Raw genomic sequence first — 24,949 nt, 5'->3', positions numbered from 1 at the left:
AGGCGGCGGAACGGTCCTGTCGCGGACCGTCGAGGCCCTGGACCGGGTCAATCGGGTGTTGTCTGACGAGAACATCCTGACCCTCGGGGCGGCGATTTCCGACGCCCAGGCGGTCACCTCAGAACTGCGCGAGCGCAAGGCGATCATCGCTGACGCCCAGGTGGCCCTGCAGAACATCGGTGAGGCGGCCGAGGAGGCCCGGGCCTTGGCGGCCTCAACCCGCGGCATTGTCGATACCGACGGGCGGGCGGCCATGGCGAGCCTCAGCCAGGCGGCCAGCGAGACCGAAGCCGCCGCGGCCGATCTGCGCAGGATGCTGGCCTCTCTCGAGGGACCCACCGCCGACTTCGCGACCTATGGTCTGCCCCAGGTCACCCGGGCCGCCGAAACCCTGCAAGACGCCGCTGAATCCCTGTCGCGTCTGACCAATGAGGTCAGCGCCAACCCCCGCGGCGTGGTCGGCAAGGCCCCGGCCAAGGAACTGGAGCTCCAGCCATGATCGCCAGATTGCGAGCCCTGGTCCTAGGGGCCGGCGCCCTTTGCCTCTCGGGGTGCGTCTCCCTGTTGCCCAGCGCTGATCCGTCACAACTCTATCGCCTGGAGGCCGCCATCGCCCCAGTCGCCAGCGGGACGTCAGCCGGCCCGACCTTTGGTCTGGTGCTGCCGACGATCGGATTCGCCCGGGCGGCCGGCGGAGACCGCATCCTGACGACCACTGGCGATGAGGTGGCCTATATCGCCAGCGCCCGCTGGGTGGCGCCGGCCAGCGCCCTGTTCGAGGAGGCCGTCACCCGCGCCTTTGACGCCAACACCGGCCCTGCCCGTCTGGTCACCCGCGGCGAGTTGAGGACGGCGGACAGCGTCATGCGTCTGGATATGCGCCGGTTCGAAGCGGTCTATGATCGCGGCCCGAACGCGGCGCCCGTGATCGTGGTTCGCCTGCGGGCGACCCTCGTCAGCCGGGGCGACCGGGCCCTGATCGCCGAGGAGATCTTCGAGGCTCAGGTCCGGGCGTCCGACAACCGGGTCGGGCAGATCGTGGCCGCCTTCGACGCGGGTACGGGCGAGGTCCTGACGCAGCTGGTGGACTGGTCCAACCGCATCGGCGCGCCGCGCCCTTGAGAACCGGGTCACTCCGCTATGCAGGAGCGCGACCGCCCGCCAAGGGCGATTACGCTCCAGATTGCGCGAACGCCATTATGCACCCTTAAGGAGCAGGCCCTGGCGTAGGCGCGAGGGATCCAGCCTTCGGGCTGTGCAAATCGCGGCGTTCCCAGGTCCAGAGTTGGACGCATTGCGCTCAGCTTGACCTTTGCGGCGGCTCAGCCGGCTCTGCCGGCTTGATCCCGCCGACGGCGAGTCCAACGGTCAGGGGACGGTCTGCGCACCCCGCTTGGCCCAGGAGGACACGCCATGGCCGAGCCTCGCGAGAAGTTCGTGGCCTGGGTCGGAGCTCAAATCCTGCCCCATGAGGGGGACGTACGCCGTTGGCTCGGGCGCGCCGGCTGGAACCGCGATGAGATCGACGACATCGTCCAGGACGCCTACTGCCGGATCGCAGGCCTCGCCTCTGTCGACCATATCCAGAGCGGGCGAGCCTACCTGTTTCAGACGATCCGCAGCGTCATCACAGATCGCCTGCGTCAGGCTCGGGTGATCTCCATCTCCCGGCCAACGGAATTCGCCCTGTCGGACGTCTTTGATAGTGCGCCCTCACCGGAACGGGTCGTCGCTGGACGCCTTGAACTTCGCAGGGTTCAGGCGGTGATCCAGGCTTTGCCGGAGCGGTGCAGAACGATATTCATGATGCGGCGGGTCGATGGATTGTCCCAACGAGAGATCGCCCGGCGGCTCGGCGTAACCGAGAACGTGGTGGAGGCCCAGGCGGCGCGAGGATTGCGCCTCATCCTGAGCGCCCTCACCGGAGACGACGGAACGGAAGAGGCGGCTCGCCGCACACAGTCTGATGTCAAAGGTTCAAGCCGCAAGAGAGATCGATGACGAGGCGGCCCTCTGGGCTGTCCGCGCCGACGCGCGTGGCCTGGACCCGGCGGCTGATCCTGAACTGAGCGCCTGGCTTGCCGCCGATCCACGTCGGGTGGGCGCCTATCTGCGCGCAGAGGCCGCCCTTAGCCTCCTGGACCGGGCCAGAGCCCTCCCGGCCAACGAACTAGCCCCTCAAGCCAAGTCGGGCGCCCTGCCCCGCCGGGCCCTTCTGGCCTGGGGCGGCGCCACAGCGGCGGCTGCGATTGGCGGAACAGTCTTCTTCCTCGGTTCTGGACAGGAACAACACGTCACCGGACTGGGAGAGATCCGTCGCGTGCCCATGGCCGATGGCACCCAGATCGTCATGAACACCGAGAGCAGCCTCAAGGTCCGCGTCACCTCCAACAGCCGCCAGGTCGCCCTGCTCCGGGGGGAGGCGTGGTTTGATGTGGCCAAGGATCCCGCGCGGCCGTTCCTTGTGAAGGCTGGCGCCGCGCGCTTTCAGGCCCTGGGCACGGCCTTCAGCGTTCGCCATCAGGCGACATCCACCGACCTCCAGGTCACCGACGGGGCCGTTCAGGCCTGGGTCGCCGATGGTGACGACCGCGCCGAGGTGTCCGCCGGCCACCGCCTGTCGATTTCCGAGGACGCAGGTCCCCTCGCCGTGCGCCCCGACCCCGCCGCCATCCGCCGCAGCCTGGCCTGGCGCCAGGGCGAGGTCGTGCTGGATGGGGAAACCCTGGCCGAGGCCGCCGCAGAGTTCAATCGCTACAATGCTCTGAAGATCGTGGTTGAGGATCCTGAACTGGGTCAGGAGCAGCTCGTCGGGCTGTTTCGCACGGGCGATCCGGAAGCCTTCGTACGATCAGTGACGACCCTGCTTGGGGCTGAAGCCCGCCGCGACGGTGGGACGCTACGCCTGCGGCGCCCCTGATCACGCCCGCATCTGCGGCGGCTGATTAATTTTCGAGCGAATACCCCCGAACCTAATCGAACTGGGCTGCCCACCCCCGGAAGCCCGCACGCAGGACGTCCTCCCCCCTGACGCCGGATGGAGCCGGCTCGATCCAAGGGGGATAGTATGACCACCAGTTCCAAGATGATGACGACATGGCGCCGGCGGCTGTTCAGCGCCTGCGCGGTGGGGGCGATGATGACCGCCGCGCCGGTATGGGCGCAGGTTCAACCGTTTCAGGTCGCCGCCCAACCCGCCTCATCGGGCATCGCCGAATTCGCCCGACAGGCCGGCGTACAGATTCTGGTCTCCGCCGATGAGGTGCGGCACAAGCAGACTCGCAGCGTTCAGGGGGATCTGCCGGTCCGCCAGGCTCTGGAGGGTTTGCTGGCCGGCACCAACCTGGTGGTTGTCGCCGATGATGGGCGCACCATCACCCTCGGTCCGTCGGCCACGCCGCTGATCCGCACCAACTGGCAGGGACCAGCGGCGCCGATACAACTGGCGCAGGTCGCCCCTGCTCAGCGTCCCACCCAGCCCATGGAGGTCGAGGTCGGCGAGGTTCTGGTCACCGGCTCCCGTTTGCAGGTGACCGGCTTCCAGGCGCCAACCCCGGTCACGACCGTGGGCGCCGCCGACATCGAGCAGCGCGCGGCGGGCAGTGTGTTTGAGATCGTGCGTGACATTCCAAGTTTCCGCGGCTCAAGCGGTCCGAGCGTCAATTCCACTGGGGCGCAGAACGCTTCGAAGGCCAATCTCGACCTGCGTGGCCTGGGGGGACAGCGGACCCTGGTGATGCTCAACGGGCGGCGTCATGTCCCCGACGGCCAGACCGGCCTGTTCGACACCAATCTGATCCCCACCAGCCTGATTGAGCGCGTGGAGATCGTCACCGGGGGCGCCTCGGCCGCCTATGGTTCAGACGCCGTGGCCGGCGTGGTCAACTTCATCCTGCGCAATCGGATTGAGGGCCTCGACGTCAATCTTCACTACGGGGTGTCGCAAGAGGGCGACAACGTGGAGGTCAACGGGTCCAGCGCCTGGGGGACCTCGTTCGCCGACGGGCGCGGCCACTTCATCATCGGCGGTGACTTCACCCTGAACAACGGCACAGGCCTGATGGACTCCCGAAAGTGGGGCGAAAGCTATCCTGGCGTCCTGTCCCTTCCGGCCAATCGTCCCGCCGGCCTGCCCGCCACCATCATTTCCAACAACGTCTTCACCTCGGCCTACAACTCCAACGGCCTCGTACCCTCCGGACCGCTACGCGGCACCGCCTGGAACGCCGACGGGGGCATCTACCAGTACCAGTACGGCTCGATCATCGGGAACACCGAGATGATCGGCGGCACCGTCGACAGCTGGGAAAATCCTGATCAGCGTCTGCGTCCAGCCTATGACCGCAGCGCCGCCCTGGCCCGGGTGGAGTACGAAATCACCCCGGACATCAACGCCTTCGCCCAGCTGCACTATGGCAACCTCCTGACCTACGGGCAGTCCTTCGGCGCGCGGATTCCCAACTACAACAACTATCCGGTCCTGATCACCAATCCCTTCCTGCCCGCCTCGGTGGTCACCGCCATGCGGGCGGCCGGGGTCGACCGGATTCCCTACAGCGCCACCCGGCGTGACGACGTAGGCTCCATCCGTTCGCGCAACCGGACCGAGAGCCTGCAGGCCGACTTCGGGCTCGACGGAAAGGTCTTCACCGATTGGAAGTGGGACGTGGGCCTTGGCCTGGGGCGAGCGACCTTCAATCCCAATCTCAGCGGGACGCCCCGCACCGCCGACTTCTTCCAGGCCGCCTATGTGGTGACCGGGCCTGACGGCAAACCAGTCTGCGGACCTGTGGAGACCAATCCGCACTTCAACGCCCAGCGTCCGGAGGAGCGGGCCAAGTGGATCGCCAACCTCTCGCCCGGCTGCGTGCCCTACAACATCTTCGGCGCCCATGTGGAGGCGAACAAGGCGGCGAACGCCTATTTCAACTCCGCCTCCCAGCAGAAGAACGACCTGCGCCAGTACACCGTGCTGGCCAACCTGTCGGGCGAGCTGTTCGAGCTGCCCGCGGGTCCCATCGCGGTCGCGACCGGCTTTGAGTGGCGGAAAGACACCGCCGATGTGAACGGCTGCCCCGACTGCAAGCGGGGGGCTCTGATGAACCAGAACTACCCCACCTACACCGGCGAGATCGAGGTCAAGGAAGCCTATCTCGAAGGGGGCGTGCCGATCCTGCGCGACCTGCCCTTCGCCCAGTCCCTCGACCTGAATGGGGCCGTGCGGCGGACCAACTATTCCACCTCCGGCTCCGTCACCACCTGGAAGGTAGGAGCCACTTGGGAGCCGGTCGACGCCCTGCGCCTGCGCTTCACCCGCTCGCGGGACATCCGCGCGCCCAACATCAATGAGCTCTTCAATCCCGGCTCCGAAGGCAATCCCAATGTGGTGAACCGGGTCACCGGCCGCTCAGGCTTCACCAAGAGCAATACGGTGGGCAACGATCAGCTGGTTCCCGAAACCGCCGACACCACGACCATCGGCCTGGTCTTCCAGCCGAGCTGGGAGTGGGCCTCCGGGTTCCGCGCCTCGGTCGACTACTACGACATCGAGATCCGTGACGTCATCGCCACCCTGGGTGTCCAAGAGATTCTTGATCGGCTGCTGGTGGGCGGCGATCAGTCCTATGCCCGGTTCGTCGAACTTGATCCCAGCAGCCCCATCGGCGTCGCCCGGGTCAACGTCCCCCAGCTCAACCTGAACGCCCTGAAGACCAACGGGGTGGACATCGAGATGGCCTACCGCGCCCCGCTGGAGAACTTCGACCTGCCGGGCGCCCTGACCCTGCGGGCCCTCGGCACCTGGGTGGATGATCTGCGGACCATCGCCGGGATTCGCGACACCGACAACGCCGGCGCCACCATCCCGACCTGGTCGTGGAACGGCCAGGCGACCTACAATCTGGGCCGTCTGACCGCCAACCTGATGGTCCGCTACACCAGCACCATCAAGTACAACGTCAATCTCGTGGGACCGGAAGACCCGACCTACAACCCGGCCGCCTCCAACAGCGTCAACAAGAACGTCTGGCCCGAGGCGGTCTACTGGAACACCAGCCTGCGCTACCAGGTGGTCGACCGCCCTGGCCGGCAGATCCAGGCCTATCTCAACATCGACAACCTGTTCGACAAGGACCCGCCGATCGTGGCGATCAGCCTTGGCGGCTCGCCCTACGACCTGGTCGGCCGCGCCTTCAAGGCCGGCGTGCGGATGAGCTTCTAGATGTCGCCCCCCACCATCGGAAAAGGAAATCCCAACGTGATCAGACCTCTGCTTTTGGCCGCCGCCATCGCCGCCCTCTCGGCGCCGGCGCTGGCCCAGCCCGCGGCCCATGACGCCTATCTTCGTTCGACCCCTGAAACCGTCCTGCGCGGATCGATCTCGGCCACCCGGGCGCCGGTTCTGCGGATCACGTCCGGACAGACCGTGCGGATCGACACGGTCTCCCACGGGGGTCTCACCGACGATCCTGTGGCCTATTTCGCCCAGGCCGGCATCTCCGCCGACGAGGTGCTGCAGGACGTCAAGGACATCGCCGCGGCCAGCAGCGGCGGGGGCTGGCGGGGTCACGTCCTTACGGGCCCCATCTATGTTGAGGGCGCAGAGCCTGGCGACATGCTGGAGATCCGGGTCATCGACCTCGAGCACCGGGTCCCCTACGGCGTCAACAGCCCGGGCACCGGCGGCGTCGTGCCTGGCCTGCTCAGCCAACAGGTTCAGAAGATCCTCAAGTTCGACCTGGAGCGGAAGGTGGCGCTCTTCTCCGACGAGATCGAGGTTCCCCTGGGGCCGTTCCTGGGGATCATGGCCGTGGCCCCGGAGCCGGAGATTGGTCAGGTCGGCTCGCGCGCGCCTGGTATCTTCGGCGGAAATATGGACCTGAAGCGACTGGTGGTGGGCTCCACCCTCTACCTGCCGGTCTTCAATCCCGGCGCCCTGTTTTACACAGGCGACGCCCATGCGGCGCAGGGCGACGGCGAGGTGTCGGGCAACGCCATCGAGGCGTCTCTGACCGGCACGCTCCAGTTCATCGTCCACAAGGGCAAGGGCGCCGACATGCCCGCCCCCTTCGCCGAGGATGCCGAAAACTACTACGTCATGGGCCTCGACGAAGACCTGGACAACGCCCTGCGGAAATCGGTGGAGAACACTGTGGCCTTCCTGCAGTCCCATGCAGGCCTGTCCACGGCCGACGCCTATTCGATCTCCAGCATCGCCGTCGACTTCGCGGTCGCCGAGGCGGTGGATGGCGTGCTGATCATCTATGGCACGGTGCCCAAGAAGCTGTTCCTCCGGTCGATCCCCTACTGGAGCGAATAGGGTTGTGGGGGCGGCGCTGAGGCGTCGCCCCCCACCTTGCCCATTTGACCCGAGCCCCCTAGCCCAGGCCGTTCTGGCGCCTGGCGGCGGTGAGGGTGTTTTGCAGCAGGCAGGCCACCGTCATCAGGCCCACGCCGCCGGGCACTGGCGTGATCCAGCCCGCGACCTCACGGGCCTCCTTGAAGGCCACATCGCCCACCAGCTTGGTCCGGCCTGCGGCCGCCTTCTCCGGATTGTCGAAGGGGACGCGGTTGATGCCAACATCGATCACCGCCGCCCCCGGCTTGATCCAATCGCCGCGGATCATTTGCGGCCGGCCCACCGCGGCCACCAGAATATCGGCCTGACGACAAACCGCCGGCAGGTCCAGGGTGCGGGAGTGGCCGATGGTCACGGTGCAGTCGGCCTGCAGCAGCAGTTGCGCCACCGGGCGGCCCACCAGAACAGAACGTCCGACGACGACGGCATGCTTGCCCGTCAGATCGCCCAAGGTCTCGCGCAGCATGATCATGCAGCCCAGCGGCGTGCAGGGGATCAGCGCCGGCTCGCCATTGGCCAGACGTCCGGCATTGACCACATGCAGGCCATCGACGTCCTTGTCCGGGCTGATGGCCGCCAGGGCCGCGCGCTGGTCCAGATGACCCGGCAATGGCAGTTGCAGCAGTATGCCGTGGATGCGGGGGTCTTCGTTGAGCCCGGCGATCAGCAGCAGAAGTTCGTCAATATGCGCATCGGCCGGCAGCCGGTGGGTGACCGAGTGCATGCCGACGGCCAGGGACTGCTCGCCCTTGGACCTCACATAGACCTGGCTGGCGGCGTCATCGCCGACCACGATCACCGCCAGGCCTGGCTGGATGTCGTGGTCCCGGCGAAGGGTCGAGACCTCCTGGGCCACCGAGGCGCGGACACGCTCGGCATAGACCTTGCCGTCGATGATCTGGGCCTGGGGCATGGCGACTCCTGAGGGATGCTTGGACCTGCCACTAGCTTGTGGCGGCGGCGGGCGCAACGCAGGGGCCTCCGCCGTTCAGCCGCGCCTCAACCAGCAGGTCAGGGCCCAGGCGTGGCTTTCGCGGCTGAGCAGGGTCAGGGCCGCCTGGGGCGGACGCCAGAACAGGGTGTGATCAGCTTCGATCTTCCGGTCCGGATGCTCGGCCAGGATGTCGACGGCGAAGAAGACGCCGCGGGTGTTGAAGGCCTCGGCCGCGCCATTGACGAAGTAATGGTCGGCCAGGGTCAGCCGAGCGCGGGCCGCCACCTCCAGGCCGGTCTCCTCGACAAACTCGCGGGCCAGGGCCGCTTGGGGAGTCTCCCCTGGATCGATGCCGCCGCCGGGTAGGTCGATCCGCACCGGCCCGTCGGCGGGCTCCACCCGGACCAGGGCCACCAGGCCGTCGCGCACACCGACCCCAAAGGCCACCGGCCGGTCGGGATAGGCGCGACCGGGCTGCGGGCTTCCAAACTGCGGAACCGTCTCCATCAGTCGATGGAGAACAGGGCGTCAAAGGGATCGACCCGGCCGGCTTCGACATCGGCGACCTTGACCGGTCGCCAGCCCACCTGGGAGTCGGCGCTGTCGCGCCAGGCTTCCACCACCAGGTCGCGCAGCTCCGAAGCGCCGGCGCTGGTCTGGGTCAGGACGAAGGCGACCCCGCGGGGGTCCCCGGTGACGAAACCGCCAGCCTTTTCCAGAATGTAGAACGGCTCGACCTGGGAGAAGCCGGCCAGGATGTAGTCGACCGTGCGGTCTTCGATGGCGCAGTCACAAAGGCGCAGAGGCGCCATGGCGCCCTTCAGATCGCTCAGAGTCACATGCGCGCGGGTGAACTCCCCTTCAAAGACCCCATGGATCTTGGCCGTCGTGTAGCCCTGGGGATTTGGATAGTCCGCGCTCCAGCCGTTGTAGTGCACCGTGGTGTGCAATGGCTGGGACGCGTCAGCCACATAGTGTGAGAGCGAGCCGATCGTCATCTTCAGCAGGCCCTCGCGCAGGGCCCGGTCAGCGGCGTACCAGGCCCGGCGGCCGGGGTCGCTTTCGCGGGCCTCGGCGGCGACCAGGACCCGCCAATAGGCGAAATCCAGGGTCAGCTGCTGATACTGGTCAACAATCGAGTACTGGAGATAGCCGGCCTTCCAGCTGTCGGTCCCTGCCGCCTGCAGCTGGGCTTCGTAGTCGGCGCGGGTCGGGGTCAGCGGCTTTTCAAATTTCGGCCCGCCCATCACGAGGCCGGCGTCATCAATATCGACGAAGTGGGCGGGATCGCGGTTGGAATCATGGATCTTGCCGGCGCCCTTGGACCTGTCGGGCTCGCGGCTCAGTTCGCCGATCTGGGAGATGGTCGTCGGATCACGCAGGAAGGCTGGGACCTCAGCGGGCAGCGCCTCCATGGCCGCCACCCCGATGATCCGGTGACCGTGCCCGCCCCAGGCCAGGGCGGCGCTGGGCGAGAGGACGGCGAGGGCCGCCAGGACGAGGGGAAGCGTCGCAATCCGCATCGCGGAAACTCCTAGCCGTTGATCGGCAGGGCCGCCTCCACCCGCGCGATCCAGGCCTGGACCTTCGGATAGCGCGCCAGGTCGAAACCGCCCTCGCCAGCCAGCCGGGTATAGGCGACCAGGGCGACGTCGGCGAGACTGAGCTGACCGCCCACGAGGAATTGAGCGCCCTCCAGGCCATCCTCGAGCCGTTGCAGGGCGCCCGCCCCCTTGGCCACCAGCTTGGGATCGAGGTCCGCCACCGCCCGGCCCTGATAGACCACATGGAATCTCGCCACCGCCACATAGGGCTCGTGACTGTACTGCTCCCAGAACATCCATTCGAGCATCCGGGCCCGGGCATAGGCGTCGCTCGGGATCAGGTCAGAGCCCTCAGCCAGATGGAGGATGATGGCGTTGGACTGGGCGAGCGGCCGCCCGTCCGCCAGAACGACCACCGGGACCTGGCCCGCGGGATTGATCTCGCGAAACTGCGGCGTCTGTGTCTCGCCCTTCAGCAGGTCGATCTCGATCCACTCATAGTCCAGACCCAGCCGCTCCGCCGTCCACTTCACCTTCAGGCAGTTGCCCGAGATGGAGTCCCCGTAAATCTTCAGGCGCATATGAATCCCCAGGTCGATACCGGCCTGTTGATAACTGAGCAATGCCAGGCGCCAAGCCAGATAGACTCGTAGCGCCTCGAGAAGACCTCAATTGAACGGCTTGCGATCCCGCGCCAGGGCGGCTACCCACGCCCCTACCAGTTTAACGACGCAGGATGACGCCGCCATGCGACGCCGCCTCGCCGCCCTGGCGGCTCTACCCCTTCTGGCCATGGCCTCCAGCGCCCAGGCCTCGACCAGCGACCCGATCGGCGATCTGATTGTCGGCGCCATGACCGGCGGTCTGCCGGGCACGCCAGCCTATCGGATGCGCGCGACGCTCTATCACGCCGGCGCCGCGGGCGTGGGCGCGCTGGATTCCCTGGGCTGCAAGGTGGTGGCCATGCGCACCGCGGCCATCGACAAGAACCTGATCCCCCGCCGCACCGTGCTGTTCATCAAGGAGACCGTCGGCCTCCCCCTGCCCGACGGCGGCGCCCACGACGGCTACTGGTACGCCTCTGACGTCGGCGGCGCGATCAAGGGCGAGAAGATCGACCTCTTCACCGGCCATGGGCGGTCGTCCATGAAGCCGATGATGCCCCTGAATCTGTCCGAGCTGACGGTCACCAAGGTTGGTGAGTTCAAGGGCTGCCCCCCGGCCAAATAGGCCAAGGGGCCAAGGCCCTCAGGTCTCGACGAAGGCCTTTTCCAGCACGAAGTCGCCCGGCTTGGCGATCGAGCCTTCCTCGAAGCCGCGCTCGATGAGCATGGTCTTGAGGTCCGCCAGCACCGAAGGACCGCCGCACAGCATCAGCCGATCCACGGCGGGATCGAGCGGCGGCACGCCCAGGTCTTCGAACAGCTTGCCCGAGGCGATCAGATTGGTGATGCGCCCCTGGGTCTTGAAGGGCTCACGGGTGACGGTGGGATAGTAACGCAGCTTGCCGCCGATCACCTCGGACAGGATCTCGTCCTGGGCCAGGTCTTCCTCGAACAGTTCGCGATAGTTCAGGTCGGCCACATTGCGCACCGTGTGCGTGACGATCACATCGTCGAACCGCTCATAGACCTCGGGATCGCGGGCGAGGGACAGCCAGGGCGCCAGGCCGGTGCCCGTCCCCAGCATATAGAGCCGCTTGCCGGGCTTCAGGCCGTCCAGCACCAGGGTGCCGGTGGGCTTGCGGCCGATCAGCACCTGGTCGCCCACCTGGATCTTCTGCAGGCGCGAGGTCAGCGGGCCGTCGGGCACCTTGATGGAATAGAATTCCAGCTCCTCGTGCCATGCGGGGCTGGCGATGGAGTAGGCCCGCAGCAGGGGCTTGCCGTCCACTTCCAGGCCGACCATCACGAACTGGCCGCTGGAAAACCGCAGGGACGGATCACGGGTGGTGCGGAACGAGAACAGGCTGTCGGTCCAATGCTGGACCCAGGTCACGGTCTCCAGGTGGAAGGCGCCGGCCTTCTTGGGCGCCGGAGCGGCCACGGTCACGTCTGTCATTACTTCGTCTTTCTGTTCAGCCGGCGATCAGATATCGCCGCCAACATTGCCGGAGCCGCCACTCACCAAAACACCCGGCGCGCGGGCGACATGTATGCCGCATTCGCTCTTTTGCGAACCCTGCCAGCGGCCGGCCCGCACGTCCTGACCATCCTCGACGGGCGAGGTGCAAGGCCAGCAACCGATGGACGGAAATCCCTGCGCCACCAGGGGATGGGGCGGCAGGTCGTGGGCCAGGACATAGGCGTCCAGGTCTTCCTTGCCCCAGTTGGCCAGGGGGTTGAACTTGGTCTGGGTCTCAGCCGCCTCGACCACGCGCAAAGCCAGGCGGTCGCCCCCGTGGAAGCGCTTGCGCCCGGTGATCCAGGCGTCGAAGTCGGCCAGGGCCCGGTCCAGCGGCAGGACCTTGCGGATATGGCAGCAGCCATCGACATCGGTCTGCCAGAGCTTGGCCTGGGGGTCCGATACGGCCAGGTCCTGATAGTGCGGACGCAGGTCGCGCACGTCGGTCAGGCCCAGGCGGTTGGCCAGGTTGCGGCGGTAGTCCAGGGTCTGGCCAAACAGCATGCCGGTGTCGAGAAACAGGACAGGTATGTCCTTGCTCACCTGGGCCGCCAGATGCAGCAGCACCGCCGACTCCGCCCCGAACGAAGAGACCATCGCCAGCTTGTCGCCAAATTCGCGATAGGCCGCGGCGATAATGGCGGTCGGCTCAGCGTGACGCAGTTCGGCGTCGAGTCGGTCGGCGACGGAAGGCCGGTCGGTCTGATCATAGGCCATGGTCACCCTCCGTCGCGCTCCACAAAGGCCGGCGTCCGGAGGTCGGCGGCCCGCTGATAGACGTGGCGATGGCGGTGGACGGCGTGCGCCCAGTCCTGGGGGCTGGCCCCATCAGCGGGCGCAAAGGCGTCGAAGCCGCAGCGGACCATGAAGCCGGCCTGTTCACGTAACACCTCGCCCACGGCGCGAATCTCGCCGGCATAGCCGAACCGTTCCCGCAGCAGCCGCGCCCCCGTATAGGCTCGACCGTCCCGGTACTTGGGGAAGGCCAGCGCCACCACCGCGATCCGCGGCAGGTCATAGGCCAGGGCCTCCACCTCCTCGGCCGGCTCCAGGCGCACGCCCACGGCGCGGCCCTCGGCCAGCAACCGCTCGCCCTCGGCCTGGAAGCGGGTGAAGGAGATGATGACATCGCCCTGCGGCAGGCCTTCATCATCGGCCACCGCGGTAAAGGGGTCATCGGCCAGGACGAACTTATCGTCGTCCTGTCGCCTAATGAGCGTCGGCATAGACGGCCTCCTTGAAGGGTTCGACGCCGGTGCGGCGATAGGTGTCGAGGAAGCGCTCGCCATCGCGGCGTTCGCGCAGATAGACCTCGACCAAGGTGTCAATGGCGCTGGCCACCTTGTCGTAAGGCAGGGCCGGGCCGAGCATCTTGCCCACCGCAGCATCCTCGGCGCCGGAGCCGCCCAGGGTGAGCTGGTAGAATTCCTCACCCTTCTTATCGACCCCCAGGATGCCGATGTGGCCCACATGGTGGTGGCCGCAGGCGTTGATGCAGCCGCTGATCTTGATCTTCAGCTCGCCGATCGACTCGGCCCGATCAGGGTCGGCGAAGGTCTGGGCGATCTGCTGGGCCACGGGGATGGCCCGGGCGTTGGCCAGCGCGCAGTAGTCCAGCCCCGGGCAGGCGATGATGTCGGAGATCAGGTTCACATTGGCGCTGGCGAGGCCCGCGGCCTTCAACTGGGCGAAGACCTCCGGCACGTCATCGAGCCGGATATGGGGCAGGACCAGGTTCTGCTCGTGAGTCACCCGGATATCGTCCTGGCCGTAGCGTTCGGCCAGGTCGGCGATCACGTCCATCTGGTCCGAGGTGGCGTCGCCGGGGGTCTCGCCGATGGTCTTCAGGGAGACCTCGACGATGGCGTAGCCGGGCTTCTTGTGGGCGCGCAGATTGTTGCGGGCGAAGCGCGCGAGGCTGGGGTCCGAGGCCTTGGCGGTCTCAAAGGCCTGCGAGACCGCCGGCAGCGGTTCGAAGGCGGTTCCCGCAAAGGCGCCGCGGATCCGGGCGAGCTCGGTGTCGGGCAGGTCGCCTTCAGGACCGATCTTGGCCCATTCCTCGGCCACCTGACGGGCGAACTCCTCGGCGCCCAGGGCCGCGACCAGGATCTTGATCCGGGCCTTGTAGATATTGTCCCGGCGGCCGTGGCGGTTATAGACCCGCAGGATCGCCTCCAGGTAGGAGAACAGCCGGTTGGCCGGCAGGAATTCGGTGATGGTCGGGCCCACATAGGGGGTCCGGCCCAGGCCGCCGCCGACGATCACCTCAAAGCCCAGCTGGCCGTCGCGGCCGCGACGGATCATCAGGCCAATATCGTGGACCTTGGCGGCCGTGCGATCCTTGGCCGAGGCGGTGATGGCGATCTTGAACTTGCGCGGCAGGAAGGAGAATTCCGGGTGCAGGCTCGACCACTGGCGGATCGCTTCGGACCAGACCCGCGGATCGTCCAGCTCCTCGGCCGTGGCGCCGGCATAGGGGTCGGAGGTCACATTGCGGATGCAGTTGCCGCTGGTCTGGATGGCGTGCATGTCCACCTCGGCCAGCTGGTCGAGGATGTCGGGCGCATCCCGCAGCTTGATCCAGTGGAACTGCAGGTTCTGGCGGGTGGTGAAGTGGCCATAGCCCCGGTCATAGACCCGGCCGATATGAGCCAGCCGGCGCATCTGGCGGGAATTCAGCGACCCATAGGGAATGGCGATCCGCAGCATATAGGCGTGCAGTTGCAGATAGAGGCCGTTCATCAAGCGAAGCATCTTGAACTGGTCTTCGCTCAGTTCGCCCGACAGGCGGCGGCCCACCTGCTCGCGGAACTCGCGGGAACGGTCGGCGACGAATTCCTTGTCGACAGTGTCGTACTGGTACATCCCGCGCCTCCTTTACTTACGCTTGATCAGGTTGACGCGGCCGCTGGAGCGGGCGGCACCATCGGCGTGCATCAGCGCCTCAATCATCTCGCCCCCCTCGGCCTGCTTGCCGTGGGTCGGATGATTGGTCGGACCCAGGGCCCGGATGCGCTCGCGATAGCTGAGCGGCGCCCACAGGCCGTCGGATTCCATCAGGTCGATCAGATAGGGATCGATCACCACGGTGGGCTGCGACTTGGCCTGCCCCTCCGCGGTCTCGGCGGCCTCTGCGTCGTCAAAGAGCTCAGCGTCCCCGAAGCGCTCGACCCATTGGCCGGCCTTCCAGAAGACGACATCGCCATCGGTCAGGCGATTGGCGGTCAGGGCCTTCATCTCACTTGCCTCCCAGCTCGGCGGCGCGAGCTTCAATCTGTGTCAACTGGCCAGGCTCGCCGGCCGCGGCCAGGGCCATGGCTTCGCCGACGATCAGCAGGGCTGGCCCCTTCAGGGCCGCCGCTGCTTCGGCGAGGCCGGCCAGGCTTGTGACGATGCGGCGCTCGTCGGCCCGGCTGGCGTTCTCGACAATAAGCGCCGGGGTGGCGGGGTTACGGCCGGCCTGTGTCAGCCTGCGGGCGATTCCGGACGCGGTTGAGACGCCCATATAGATGACCACCGTCTGGTTGGGACGGGCCAGGCTCTGCCAGTCCAGGTCCGGCTCGCCATCCCGGGCCGCGTGGCCGGTGACGAAGGTCACCGCCTGGGCGAGGCCCCGATGGGTCAGGGGGGCGCCGGCGCTGGCGCCGGCCGCCAGGGCCGCGGTGACGCCGGGCACGATGACGCACTCGACGCCTGCCTCGCGGCAGGCTTCCAGCTCCTCGCCGCCACGGCCGAAGATAAACGGATCGCCGCCCTTCAACCGCACGACCCTCAAGCCCTGCAGGGCGAAGGCCACCAGCATCCGGTTGATCTCATCCTGGGCATAGGCGTGCCGGGACTTGCGCTTGGCCACGCTGATGCGCTGGGCCGCCGCCGGGGCCAACTGCAGAATCTCGTCCGACACCAGGCCGTCATGCACCACCACCTGGGCGCCCTGCAGCGCCTTCAGCGCCTTGATGGTCAGGAGTTCGGGATCGCCGGGACCCGCCCCGACCAGCCAGACCGTCCCGGCCGCACGGGTGGCCGCCCCGTCCAGGAGGACGAGGCCGCCGGCGCGCCTGTTGCCGCGATCAGTGGACGTCATGGTTTTAGCTTCTCTAACACCTGTGGCCCGAAGCTCGGCGGGACGAACCGAGGCTCGTCCCGCCGAATATCCGCCGACGAAAGGGCCGATACATCGCCGGATGCTTGCAAACTGGGGAAAACCACCCCACTTCGCAACCCAAGGAGTTCTGCCCGGGGGTTCAGGAAAACTCATGGAACGACAGGCCGAACGCACCGGCGATCGCCGCCGGTTGCCGCCGCTCAACGCCCTGCGGGCCTTCGAGGCGGCGGCCCGACATCTGAATTTCAGCCGCGCCGCCGAGGAGCTGTCGGTGACGCCCGGCGCGGTCAGCCAGCAAATTCAGAACCTTGAGGACTATGTGGGCGCGGCCCTCTTCAAGCGCACGCCCAAGGGCCTGCTGCTGACCGACGCCGCCCAGACCGCCCTGCCCGCCCTGCGCGAGGCCTTTGACCGCCTCGCCGAAGCCGCCTCCCTGCTGACCGCGGCGGTGGACGGGCGTCGGCTGAGCATCACCGCGGCCCCCTCCTTCGCCGCCAAGTGGCTGGTGCCGCGGCTCGGCAAGTTCGAAGAGGCCCACCCTCAGGTCGATGTCTGGCTCTCAGCCGGCATGGAGCTGGTCGATCTCACCGCCGGCGAGGTGGATATCGCTATCCGCTATGGCTCAGGACGGTATCCCGGCCTGGAGGTGACGCCGCTGATGAGCGAGACAGTTCTGGCCGTGGCCAGCCCGGACCTTCTGGCCCGGACGCCGCTGAACGATCCGGCCGACCTGGTCAATCACATCCTGCTGCATGACGGCTCTGCGGAGCTGGACGCCTCCTGTCCCGACTGGGCCATGTGGCTGGCGGCCCGGGGCTTGAAGAACGTGGATGGCTCCCGGGGACCTCGGTTCAATCAGTCGAGCCTGGTGATCGAGGCCGCCGCCAATGGCCGCGGCGTGGCGCTGGCCAAGCGCACCCTGGCCATCGCCGACCTTGAGGCCGGACGGCTGGTGGCGCCCTTACAGATCGCCACAGCGGTGGACTTCGCCTATTACCTCGTCCATCCCAAGGCCAAGGGCCGGCTGCCGCAGGTCAAGGCGTTCGTCGCCTGGATCACGGCCGAAGCCCAGGCCCATGAGGCCGCCCTGCGAGCCATCGACAACGGGGCCGGCATCTGAACACAGGCGCCGGCGCGCCATACATCTGAGTGCGGAATGCTGATTGAGATCGACGACCACAAGGCGCCTGCCGACTGCACGACCATGGCTGAGGTCCGTCAGGGGGTGGACGCCCTCGACCGCGCCCTGGTCCAGCTGCTGGCCGAACGCCAGGGCTTCATGGACGCCGCGGCGCGCATCAAGCCCCACCGTGGCGTGGTGCGCGACGAAGCCCGCATCGAGGATGTTGTGGCCAAGGTCCGCGCCGCAGCCCGGGAGGCCGGGCTATCCGAAGCCATCGCCGAACCCGTGTGGCGGGTCCTGATTGACCGCTGCATCGCCTATGAGTTCGGCTCCTGGGACAGGAACCGGACGGCGGAGGGCCAGCCCCTCCCCTGACTCTCGGCCAGCCTCAGGCGGCGGCGGCCTCGCCGGCGGCGGCGCAGGTCCAGCGGGCGAGACAGGCGTGCAGATCCTCGATCTTCACCGGCTTGCCGACGCTGTCGACCATGCCGGCTTCGCGCATGCGGGTGATCTGTTCGGGGAGCACATCTGCGCTCATGGCGATGATCGGCACCCGACCGATATGGCCTTCCAGGGCGCGAATGGCGCGGGTGGCGGCGAGGCCGTCCACCACGGGCATATGCACATCCATCAGGATGGCGTCATAGGCGCCGGACTTCGCGGCCTCAATGGCCTCGCGGCCATCGCAGGCCACATCGGCGGTGCAGCCCAGAATCTGCAGCATCAGAACACCGAGCTCCCGGTTCATGGGATGATCGTCCACCAGCAGCACATGGGCGGCGAGGGCCTGCCCCTCGCCCGTATCGGCGGTCACCGGGGCGAGGTCGTGACTACGCTCGAGGGCCAGCTCCAGCCAGAAGGTCGAACCGGCGCCCGGCGCAGACTCCACGCCCACCTGACCGCCCATGGCCTCGATGAGCCCCTTGCAGATCGCCAGTCCGAGCCCGCTGCCCCCGTGGGTGCGGCTCACTGAGGAGTCCACCTGGCTGAACCGCTGGAACAGCCGCGCCGCCGCCGCCGGCGCAATGCCGACCCCAGTGTCGGCGACCGAGATGCGCACCCGGTCCCGGTCGCCCTCGGGGGTCACCGTGAGGGTCAGGGTCACCTCGCCCGCATCGGTGAACTTCACCGCATTGTTCAGATAGTTCAGCAGCACCTGGCATAGGCGGTGGTCATCGCAGACATGGGCGGCGACGGTCTCGCCCACCACCACCATGGTCAAGGCCAGCCCCTTGCCTTCGGCGGCCTCGGTGACAATGGCCAAGGCGTCCTGACAGACAGCGGTCAGATCGACGGGCTTGGGGTCCAGCTCGATCCGGCCCGCCTCGACCTTGGAAAAGTCGAGGATGTCGTTGACGACCGTCAGCAGGGCGATGCCGGAACGGCGGATCAGGTCGATCTGTCGGCGGCTGTCGGCTCGCATCTCCCGGTCGCGCTCCAGCACCTGGGCGAAGCCGATGATCGAGTTCAGCGGTGTGCGAATCTCGTGGCTCATGGTCGCCAGGAAGTCGGTCTTGGCCACCGAGGCCGCTTCGGCCCGCTCCCGCGCCCGCTGATGGCTGATGGAGCGCCGGAGGATCAGGTCTCGCAGACGCTGTTGATGGATGGCCATCAGCGCGGTGACGATGCCGGTGCCGAACACCAGGCCCAGATAGACCTGGAAGATCGTGACCTGCTGATTGAGGGTCTGCGTCTCGGCCAGGACGGGCGTACGCCCCCAGAGGAAGCCCACGGTCAGCAGCACCACGCAGGCCACAGCCATGGCCACGGTGACCGCTTGCGGCCCCGTCCGCAGGCCGAGAATGGTGATCACCGGGAACATGGCCAGCAAGGCGATCGGCGCGGCGGGCGTGATGATCAGCGCCACCAGCACAGCCACAGCCACATAGCCAAGGGTGATTTCCAGGGACCGCTCAGACACAAGGCGGGTGCGCCGGCCCTGGCTGAGCAGGAGAATGGCCGGCAGCACCAGGGACATTCCAAGGAATTTCGCCCCCAGCCGGTTGATCAACATGGCGGCGGGGAACTCCCCTTCAATCACCAGGGCGCCGAGGCCGAGCAGCAGGGCGGCGATCACCAGGACGGGCGCCAGCGCCAGGAAAATCAGGGCGGCGAACCGCGCGGGCGTCGTCAGACGAACCGCATTCAGGCGCCGGGCCAGATAGACGATCGCCACAGCCTCGATCACATTCAACAGGCTGTAGCCCACCGCGCCATAGAGAGGGTGGCCGAAGGCGAGAATGACCGCGACCTGGAGGATGAAGCCTACCGCCAGGCAGGCCGGAGCCCAGCGGGCCGGCAGCAGCAGGATGGCGCCGATGACGAAGGCGTTCGCCGTCCAGAGCGTCCCGACACCCGTGGTCTCGCGCAGCACATTGGTCAGCCAGAGATTGCTGACGTAACAGCCGCAAAGCACGGCGGCGATCAGGGCCAGGCGGCTTCCACGAGAGATGGCGGGCGCTCCACGCAATGGGTCACGACGAACTGGCGGACCAGCCGCAACCTAGATCGGAGCGCCTCAACCAAAGCTTAAGCCTAACCGTCTCCTGGCCTCAGGGTGGGGAAAGTCGCTGGCTCAAGGCGCCGATCTCCTGGCGCAGGGCGCCCAGCTCCTGACGCAGGGCGGCAAGATCGGCGGCGTCTTCGGCATGGGCTTGCTGTCGCTCGACGCTGGCCAGACGCAGGTCTTCCTCGATCTGCATGCGTTCGGCCTTGGCCTCCTCCTCATGCTCGCTCTGCATGGCGTTGACGACGATGCCGATGAACAGGTTCAGCATGGTGAAGGTGGTGCAGAGAATGAACGGAACGAAGAAGGCCCAGGCGTAGGGATAGACCTCCATCACCGGCCGCACGATGCCCATGGACCAGCTCTCCAGGGTCATGATCTGGAACAGGGAATAGGCCGAGGCCGGGATCGAGCCGAACCACTCCGGGAAGCTTGCGGCGAACAGCTTGGTGGCCATCACCGAGGCCACATAGAAGATCAGCGTCATCAAGAGGATGATCGAGCCCATCCCCGGCAAGGCGCTGATCAGGGCGCCCACCACCCGGCGAAGAGACGGCACCAGGGTGATCATCCGCAGCACCCGCAGGATGCGCAGGGCACGCAACACCGAGAAGGCGCCGGCGGCGGGAACCAGGGCGATGGTCACAATGGCGAAGTCGAACAGGCTCCAGGGGTCCTTGAAGAAGGCCAACCGGTGGACGGCGATCCGGGCGATGATCTCAGTGACGAAGACCGCCAGGATCGCCCGGTCCAGCACCAGCAGCACCGGTCCGAAGTTGGCCATGGCCCAGGCGCTTGTCTCCAGCCCAAGTGTGATCGCGTTGAGTACGATCAGAGCGGTGATGATCTTCTCTGTGCGCGGCGAGGTGATCAGCGCCTTAAGCTGGTCCAAGGGGTTGGCTCCATGGGATGGGGTTTCTCCGCGCCATCTGCCGCAATCCGCCGCCAAGCGCCAGCGCTGGCCGCCCGAAGGGGCTGACCTGGCCGGACTTGACGTAGGGGCGCGGTTTCCTGACGCGCCCGCCTCATCTAAGGGCTTGGACGGGTCAGCCAATGGGAGATCGTGATGAACCCGGCGCAGGAACATGAGGCCGTCCTCGAAACCGTGCGCAGGCTCTGCGCTGGGTTTCCCGGCGAATACTGGCGGGCGCGCGATCGCGAGCGAACCTATCCCACCGAATTCGTCCAGGCCCTGACGGAGGCCGGCCTGCTGGGTGTGTTGATCCCGGAGGCCTATGGCGGCAGCGGCCTGGGCCTGTCGGCGGCCGCGGCGATCCTGGAGGAGATCCACGCCAGCGGCTGCAACGCCGCGGCCGTCCACGCCCAGATGTACACCATGGGCACGGTGCTGCGGCACGGCAGCGCGGCGCAGAAGTCGCAATGGCTGCCCAAGATCGCCTCGGGCGAGGTGCGGCTGCAGGCCTTCGGCGTCACCGAACCCGGCGCCGGCACCGACACCACCGCCATCACCACCCAGGCGGTGCGCAAGGGCGACACCTACGTCATCAACGGCCAGAAGGTGTGGATCAGCCGAGCGGAGCATTCCGACCTGATGGTGCTCCTGGCCCGGACCACCCCGCGGGGGGAGACCGCGAAGAAGACCGAAGGCCTGTCGGTCTTTCTGATCGACATGCGCGAGGCGGTCGGGCGCGGCCTGACGATCAAGCCGATCCGCACCATGTTCAACCACGCCACCACCGAGCTCTTCTTCGATGATCTGGAAATCCCCGCCTCATGCCTGATCGGTGAAGAGGGCAAGGGCTTCCGCTATATTCTCGACGGCATGAACGCCGAGCGCATCCTGATCGCGGCCGAGTGTATCGGCGACGGGCGCTGGTTCGTGGACAAGGCGCGGGCCTACGCCAGCAGCCGCGTGGTCTTTGGCCGGCCCATCGGCCAGAACCAGGGGGTCCAGTTCCCCATCGCCCGGGCCTATGCCCAGGTCCGGGCGGCCAAGCTGATGACCTATGAGGCCGCCGCCCGCTACGAGGCGGGCGATCCGGCCGGTGAAGAGGCCAACATGGCCAAGTTGCTGGCCTCCGAAGCGTCGTGGGCGGCGGCCGACATGTGCGTCCAGACCCATGGGGGCTTCGGCTTCGCGGAGGAATACGACGTGGAGCGCAAGTTCCGCGAGACCCGCCTCTATCAGGTGGCGCCGATCTCGACGAACCTGATCCTGGCCTATCTGGCCGAACACGTCCTGGGCCTGCCGCGCTCCTACTGAGGACGGCCTCTTAGTCTTGAGCGCGTTTCCTCCCGATAACCGGTTCCCACTTATCGGAACGCGCTCAGTCGGTGAAGACCACCGTCTTGGCGCCGTTCAGCAGCACCCGGTCCTCCAGGTGCCAGCGGACGGCCCGGGCCAGCACCCGGCGCTCAATGTCGCGGCCCTTGCGGATCAGGGCGGCGGGGGTGTCGCGGTGGCTGATCCGCTCCACGTCCTGCTCGATGATCGGGCCTTCGTCGAGATCGGCGGTGACATAGTGGGCCGTCGCCCCGATCACCTTCACGCCGCGGGCATGGGCCTGATGGTAGGGCCGCGCACCCTTGAAGCCCGGCAGGAAGGAGTGGTGGATGTTGATGCAGCGCCCCTCCAGCTTGGCGGCCAGGCCGTCGGACAGGATCTGCATGTAGCGGGCGAGCACCACCAGCTCGGCGCCGGTGGACTGGACCAGCGACCAGACCGCAGCCTCCTGCTCCAGCTTGGTGTCCCGGTTCACGGGCAGATGGTGGAAGGGCAGCCCGCTGAGGTCGATGCTGGAATAGGTGTCGGCCGGGTGGTTCGACACCACCGCGCAGATCTCCATGGGCAGCTCGCCGCGACGCCAGCGCCAGACCAGGTCCGACAGGCAGTGATCGGCCTGAGAAGCCAGGATCATCACCTTGCGCCGCACCTTGGGGTCGCGAAGGGTCCAGTTCATGCCGAACTCGACGCCGATGGGGGCGAAGGCGTCGCGCAGGTTTTCGGCCGAGGTGTCGCCAGCCTCGAACACCACGCGCATGAAGAAGCGGCCAGTCTCGACGTCGCCGAACTGCTGGGCGTCGATGATGTTGCCGCCGCCGTCGAACAGGAAGCTGGCCACCCGGCTGACGATGCCGGGCCGGTCGGCGCAGGAAAGGGTCAGGATCATGAGGCGGCTGACTAGCCTGCGCGGGCGATCAGCACCACCACCAAGACGGCGATCGCCACGCCCACCGCAAGGCGCCACAGGGGCGCCGGACGCAGCTCGCCCTCCAGGCCGGGGGTCGCGTCCTGGCCGGTCACCATGGGCCTCACCAGGTTGCGGCGCTTGAACACCGCATAGGCGGCGATGGCCACCAGATGCAACGCCACGGCGGCCTGCAACAGCCGGAAGTTCAGCTCATGCAAGTCGGACGCCTGGCGGCCCGTCTCGAAGTCGACAAACCGCGCAAAGGGGCCTGACTCCATGCCGTTGATGTCGATGGCGAACAGGCCAAGGCCCACCTGCGAGATCAGCAGCACCACGAGCAGCAGCACGCTGAGCGCGCCAAGGGGGTTGTGGCCAAAGCTCGCCGGCGCCCCGCGCCAGCCCCGCACATAGGCGAGCACCGCGCCAGGTCCCTTCACGAACTGCGAGAACCGCGCCGTGGACCCGCCCGCCACGCCCCAATAGAGACGGAAGATGACCAGGCCCAGGATGCCATAGCCCGCGTAGCGGTGAATGTTCATCTGCTCGCCGCCGGTCAGCCAGGCCACCACCACCAGAACCACCAGGGCCCAGTGAACAAGGCGGGTGGGCAGGTCCCAGACCCGGACGCGGGGTCCCTGGCCAGTCATGGCTACTGCTTGACCCGGAAGTTGTCGTGACAGCCGCCGCAGCTGGCGCCGACCCCCCTCACATGCTCGCGCAGCGCCTCGACGTCGCCCGCCGTGGCCAGTTCCTGCAGGCGGCCAGTGGCGGCCACCAGACGGGTGTGAGCTGCGGCGAATCCGTCTGGGTCGCTCCAGACGGTCGCCAGGGCGTCGGTCCTCACCCCGTCATCTGGACCTGTTCCGGCGGGAAACCAGCCGGGAATCTGCTGGGCCAACTCACTCATCCGATCGGCGGCGGGCGCGATGGCGGCCATATCTGGGCTGCCGGTCCTGAGCTGGTCATTGATGATCTTGAAGGCCGCCCCCAGAGCCTTGAAGCCCTCCTGACGCTCAGCCACCGCCGGCGGTGGCGGCGGGGCGTTCGCTTCAGGGCTAGCTTGATCGCCGCAACCCGCCAGGACGAGGGCCAGGGCCGCCCCAATGACTCCTGACCGAGCCCGATCGAAACGGGCGGGACGCAAACGAGGGAACATGGCGCAAGCTCCTAAGACGGACGGCAGCGTCACCATTCCAGCCAGGCCCGTCTCCCGCAAGGGTTAAGGCGCCTCGCTCGCCTACCGCGACCACCCTGCATGGGGCGGGTTCAGCATGCTGCGGAACACCGCACCTGGAACCTTCACAATGGGCCGCGCATTGGCTTGGCGTCACCAGGAGGACCCACCCATGATGAAGACCGAAAAAGTCGCCCGCCCAAGCCTTGTCGCAGCGCTCGCAGGCGCCGGACTGCTGTTGGCCGCCTGCGGCCAGGGCGATCCCGCCACCATGTCATCGGAACAGGGCTTGATCGACAATGAGGCCGGCGCCCTCAACTCACCGCCTGACGGGACCCTGAGCGGCGGGCCGGCGGGGCAGACGCCAGCCTATGGCGAACCCGGCGGCGCGCCCTCTGAAGCCTACAGCAGCCCAGGTTCCCAGCCGGCAGTCAGCGAAATGCCGCCGCCGCCCTGACGGGCTGCGGCCAGCGTTCGGGGGTCAGGCCGCGGCGAAGAAGCCGTGCTCTCCGCTCACCCGCACCAGACAGGGCTGGCCCTTGTCCTGAGCGGCGCGGGCGCGCTTGTTGGCGGCCGCCTTGGCTTCTTCCTTGTCCAGGCTGTGATCAGAGAAGGCGCCGTCTTGCTCAACGGCCCAGTAGCCGTCATGGCGGGCCACGGTGAAAACCATACGATCCCGAATTTCGCGCATGCCATGCTCCTGCAAAAGTCCGGCCTTGGCCTTCTACAGGGCGACAAACGCAATGAGAGCCGACAAGCCAGACGTGTAACGTGTCTTAACAGTCTATAGGTAATTTCATCGCAAGTCTGGGGTTTTGTGAAAAATTTCTTGCAAACTTCGGGTTTCTGTGCGAATTTCAGCTATCGAATATCGTTTTGGCTCGCCTAAAATCCACCGCTGCGCACTTTAGTACGACGACTGGACTCCTC

General features: G+C 67.1%; 26 protein-coding genes and 1 pseudogene. 11 read left to right on the top strand and 16 right to left on the bottom strand.

Features of this window, described 5'->3' with window-relative positions; all coding sequences use genetic code 11:
- The 6 genes and pseudogenes from Q7V15_RS10760 to Q7V15_RS10735 form a co-directional block, all read left to right on the top strand.
- Positions 1-499, top strand: a pseudogene (locus tag Q7V15_RS10760) (MCE family protein); the annotation flags it as partial.
- Positions 496-1,122, top strand: coding sequence for an ABC-type transport auxiliary lipoprotein family protein (locus Q7V15_RS10755; protein WP_304755560.1), 627 nt, complete (start codon positions 496-498; stop codon positions 1,120-1,122). The pseudogene Q7V15_RS10760 and the gene Q7V15_RS10755, both read left to right, overlap by 4 nt.
- A 291-nt stretch (positions 1,123-1,413) precedes the next feature.
- Positions 1,414-2,001, top strand: a complete 588-nt coding sequence (locus tag Q7V15_RS10750) for an RNA polymerase sigma factor (RefSeq protein ID WP_304755559.1) — start codon at positions 1,414-1,416, stop codon at positions 1,999-2,001.
- On the top strand, positions 1,967-2,920 hold the full coding sequence (locus Q7V15_RS10745) for a FecR domain-containing protein (protein WP_304755558.1): 954 nt from the start codon (positions 1,967-1,969) through the stop codon (positions 2,918-2,920). The genes Q7V15_RS10750 and Q7V15_RS10745 overlap by 35 nt, the downstream gene beginning before the upstream one ends.
- A 147-nt stretch (positions 2,921-3,067) precedes the next feature.
- The gene (locus Q7V15_RS10740; RefSeq protein ID WP_304755557.1) at positions 3,068-6,220 is read left to right on the top strand and encodes a TonB-dependent receptor; all 3,153 of its coding nucleotides are present in this window, start codon (positions 3,068-3,070) and stop codon (positions 6,218-6,220) included.
- Positions 6,221-6,256: 36 nt separating this feature from the next.
- A complete protein-coding gene (locus Q7V15_RS10735; protein ID WP_304755556.1) occupies positions 6,257-7,318 on the top strand; it encodes an acetamidase/formamidase family protein in 1,062 nt (353 codons plus the stop codon).
- A gap of 58 nt (positions 7,319-7,376) precedes the next feature.
- On the opposite strand, the gene folD is transcribed toward Q7V15_RS10735, so the two are convergent.
- The 4 genes from folD to Q7V15_RS10715 form a co-directional block, all read right to left on the bottom strand.
- On the bottom strand, positions 7,377-8,270 hold the full coding sequence (folD, locus tag Q7V15_RS10730) for a bifunctional methylenetetrahydrofolate dehydrogenase/methenyltetrahydrofolate cyclohydrolase FolD (protein ID WP_304755555.1): 894 nt from the start codon (positions 8,268-8,270) through the stop codon (positions 7,377-7,379).
- Positions 8,271-8,345: 75 nt separating this feature from the next.
- Positions 8,346-8,798, bottom strand: coding sequence for an NUDIX domain-containing protein (locus Q7V15_RS10725; RefSeq protein ID WP_304755554.1), 453 nt, complete (start codon positions 8,796-8,798; stop codon positions 8,346-8,348).
- Positions 8,798-9,814 carry a S1/P1 Nuclease gene (locus tag Q7V15_RS10720; RefSeq protein ID WP_304755553.1) on the bottom strand — a complete coding sequence of 339 codons (1,017 nt, stop codon included), beginning with the start codon at positions 9,812-9,814 and terminating at the stop codon, positions 8,798-8,800. Before Q7V15_RS10720 ends, Q7V15_RS10725 begins: the two co-directional genes overlap by 1 nt.
- An 11-nt stretch (positions 9,815-9,825) precedes the next feature.
- The gene (locus tag Q7V15_RS10715; protein WP_304755552.1) at positions 9,826-10,416 is read right to left on the bottom strand and encodes a glutathione S-transferase family protein; all 591 of its coding nucleotides are present in this window, start codon (positions 10,414-10,416) and stop codon (positions 9,826-9,828) included.
- 166 nt (positions 10,417-10,582) lie between these two features.
- Here Q7V15_RS10715 and Q7V15_RS10710 point away from each other — a divergent pair, with 166 nt between their 5' ends.
- Entirely contained in the window at positions 10,583-11,065 is a 483-nt protein-coding gene (locus Q7V15_RS10710) for a 3D domain-containing protein (protein WP_304755551.1), read from the top strand.
- Positions 11,066-11,083: 18 nt separating this feature from the next.
- On the opposite strand, the gene Q7V15_RS10705 is transcribed toward Q7V15_RS10710, so the two are convergent.
- Genes Q7V15_RS10705 through cobA form a run of 6 tightly spaced genes read right to left on the bottom strand, consistent with a single transcriptional unit; the run spans position 11,084 to position 16,043 of the window.
- Complete coding sequence (locus tag Q7V15_RS10705) at positions 11,084-11,896, bottom strand: ferredoxin--NADP reductase (protein ID WP_304755550.1); 813 nt, start codon at positions 11,894-11,896, stop codon at positions 11,084-11,086.
- Positions 11,897-11,923: 27 nt separating this feature from the next.
- Positions 11,924-12,676 (bottom strand): phosphoadenylyl-sulfate reductase, encoded by a 753-nt coding sequence (locus Q7V15_RS10700; RefSeq protein WP_304755549.1) that lies wholly within the window; start codon positions 12,674-12,676, stop codon positions 11,924-11,926.
- A gap of 2 nt (positions 12,677-12,678) precedes the next feature.
- On the bottom strand, positions 12,679-13,185 hold the full coding sequence (locus Q7V15_RS10695; protein WP_304755548.1) for a DUF934 domain-containing protein: 507 nt from the start codon (positions 13,183-13,185) through the stop codon (positions 12,679-12,681).
- Positions 13,169-14,824: a nitrite/sulfite reductase gene (locus Q7V15_RS10690; protein WP_304755547.1), complete on the bottom strand. Its 1,656-nt coding sequence runs from the start codon at positions 14,822-14,824 to the stop codon at positions 13,169-13,171. The genes Q7V15_RS10695 and Q7V15_RS10690 overlap by 17 nt, the downstream gene beginning before the upstream one ends.
- Before the next feature lie 12 nt (positions 14,825-14,836).
- Positions 14,837-15,196, bottom strand: coding sequence for a DUF2849 domain-containing protein (locus Q7V15_RS10685; protein WP_304755546.1), 360 nt, complete (start codon positions 15,194-15,196; stop codon positions 14,837-14,839).
- A 1-nt stretch (position 15,197) separates the two neighbouring features.
- Positions 15,198-16,043 (bottom strand): uroporphyrinogen-III C-methyltransferase, encoded by an 846-nt coding sequence (cobA, locus tag Q7V15_RS10680; RefSeq protein WP_370689803.1) that lies wholly within the window; start codon positions 16,041-16,043, stop codon positions 15,198-15,200.
- Between the two features lie 172 nt (positions 16,044-16,215).
- Between cobA and gcvA the strand changes: the two genes are divergently transcribed.
- Positions 16,216-17,184 carry a transcriptional regulator GcvA gene (gene gcvA, locus Q7V15_RS10675; RefSeq protein WP_304755545.1) on the top strand — a complete coding sequence of 323 codons (969 nt, stop codon included), beginning with the start codon at positions 16,216-16,218 and terminating at the stop codon, positions 17,182-17,184.
- 36 nt (positions 17,185-17,220) lie between these two features.
- A complete protein-coding gene (locus Q7V15_RS10670; protein WP_304755544.1) occupies positions 17,221-17,562 on the top strand; it encodes a chorismate mutase in 342 nt (113 codons plus the stop codon).
- 13 nt (positions 17,563-17,575) lie between these two features.
- Here the strand turns inward: Q7V15_RS10670 and Q7V15_RS10665 are convergent, their stop codons facing one another.
- A complete protein-coding gene (locus Q7V15_RS10665) occupies positions 17,576-19,657 on the bottom strand; it encodes an ATP-binding protein (RefSeq protein WP_304755543.1) in 2,082 nt (693 codons plus the stop codon).
- Between the two features lie 82 nt (positions 19,658-19,739).
- The gene (locus Q7V15_RS10660; RefSeq protein WP_304755542.1) at positions 19,740-20,585 is read right to left on the bottom strand and encodes an ion transporter; all 846 of its coding nucleotides are present in this window, start codon (positions 20,583-20,585) and stop codon (positions 19,740-19,742) included.
- Between the two features lie 174 nt (positions 20,586-20,759).
- Here Q7V15_RS10660 and Q7V15_RS10655 point away from each other — a divergent pair, with 174 nt between their 5' ends.
- Positions 20,760-21,917: an acyl-CoA dehydrogenase family protein gene (locus Q7V15_RS10655; RefSeq protein WP_304755541.1), complete on the top strand. Its 1,158-nt coding sequence runs from the start codon at positions 20,760-20,762 to the stop codon at positions 21,915-21,917.
- A gap of 64 nt (positions 21,918-21,981) precedes the next feature.
- Here Q7V15_RS10655 and purU read toward each other — a convergent pair whose 3' ends face one another.
- Genes purU through Q7V15_RS10640 form a run of 3 tightly spaced genes read right to left on the bottom strand, consistent with a single transcriptional unit; the run spans position 21,982 to position 24,001 of the window.
- On the bottom strand, positions 21,982-22,824 hold the full coding sequence (gene purU / locus Q7V15_RS10650) for a formyltetrahydrofolate deformylase (protein ID WP_304755540.1): 843 nt from the start codon (positions 22,822-22,824) through the stop codon (positions 21,982-21,984).
- A gap of 11 nt (positions 22,825-22,835) precedes the next feature.
- A complete protein-coding gene (locus Q7V15_RS10645; RefSeq protein WP_304755539.1) occupies positions 22,836-23,492 on the bottom strand; it encodes a cytochrome b/b6 domain-containing protein in 657 nt (218 codons plus the stop codon).
- 2 nt (positions 23,493-23,494) lie between these two features.
- Positions 23,495-24,001 (bottom strand): cytochrome c, encoded by a 507-nt coding sequence (locus tag Q7V15_RS10640; protein WP_304755538.1) that lies wholly within the window; start codon positions 23,999-24,001, stop codon positions 23,495-23,497.
- A gap of 190 nt (positions 24,002-24,191) precedes the next feature.
- On the opposite strand from Q7V15_RS10640, the gene Q7V15_RS10635 reads away from it, so the two are divergent.
- Positions 24,192-24,476 carry a hypothetical protein gene (locus Q7V15_RS10635; RefSeq protein WP_304755537.1) on the top strand — a complete coding sequence of 95 codons (285 nt, stop codon included), beginning with the start codon at positions 24,192-24,194 and terminating at the stop codon, positions 24,474-24,476.
- 24 nt (positions 24,477-24,500) lie between these two features.
- Here the strand turns inward: Q7V15_RS10635 and Q7V15_RS10630 are convergent, their stop codons facing one another.
- Entirely contained in the window at positions 24,501-24,710 is a 210-nt protein-coding gene (locus tag Q7V15_RS10630; protein ID WP_304755536.1) for a hypothetical protein, read from the bottom strand.
- Between the last annotated feature and the right edge of the window lie 239 nt (positions 24,711-24,949).

This window comes from Phenylobacterium sp., assembly GCF_030651755.1.
GTDB lineage: Bacteria > Pseudomonadota > Alphaproteobacteria > Caulobacterales > Caulobacteraceae > Phenylobacterium.
Note: the sequence above shows the minus strand (reverse complement) of the source record. Positions and strands in the feature narration are given on the sequence as shown.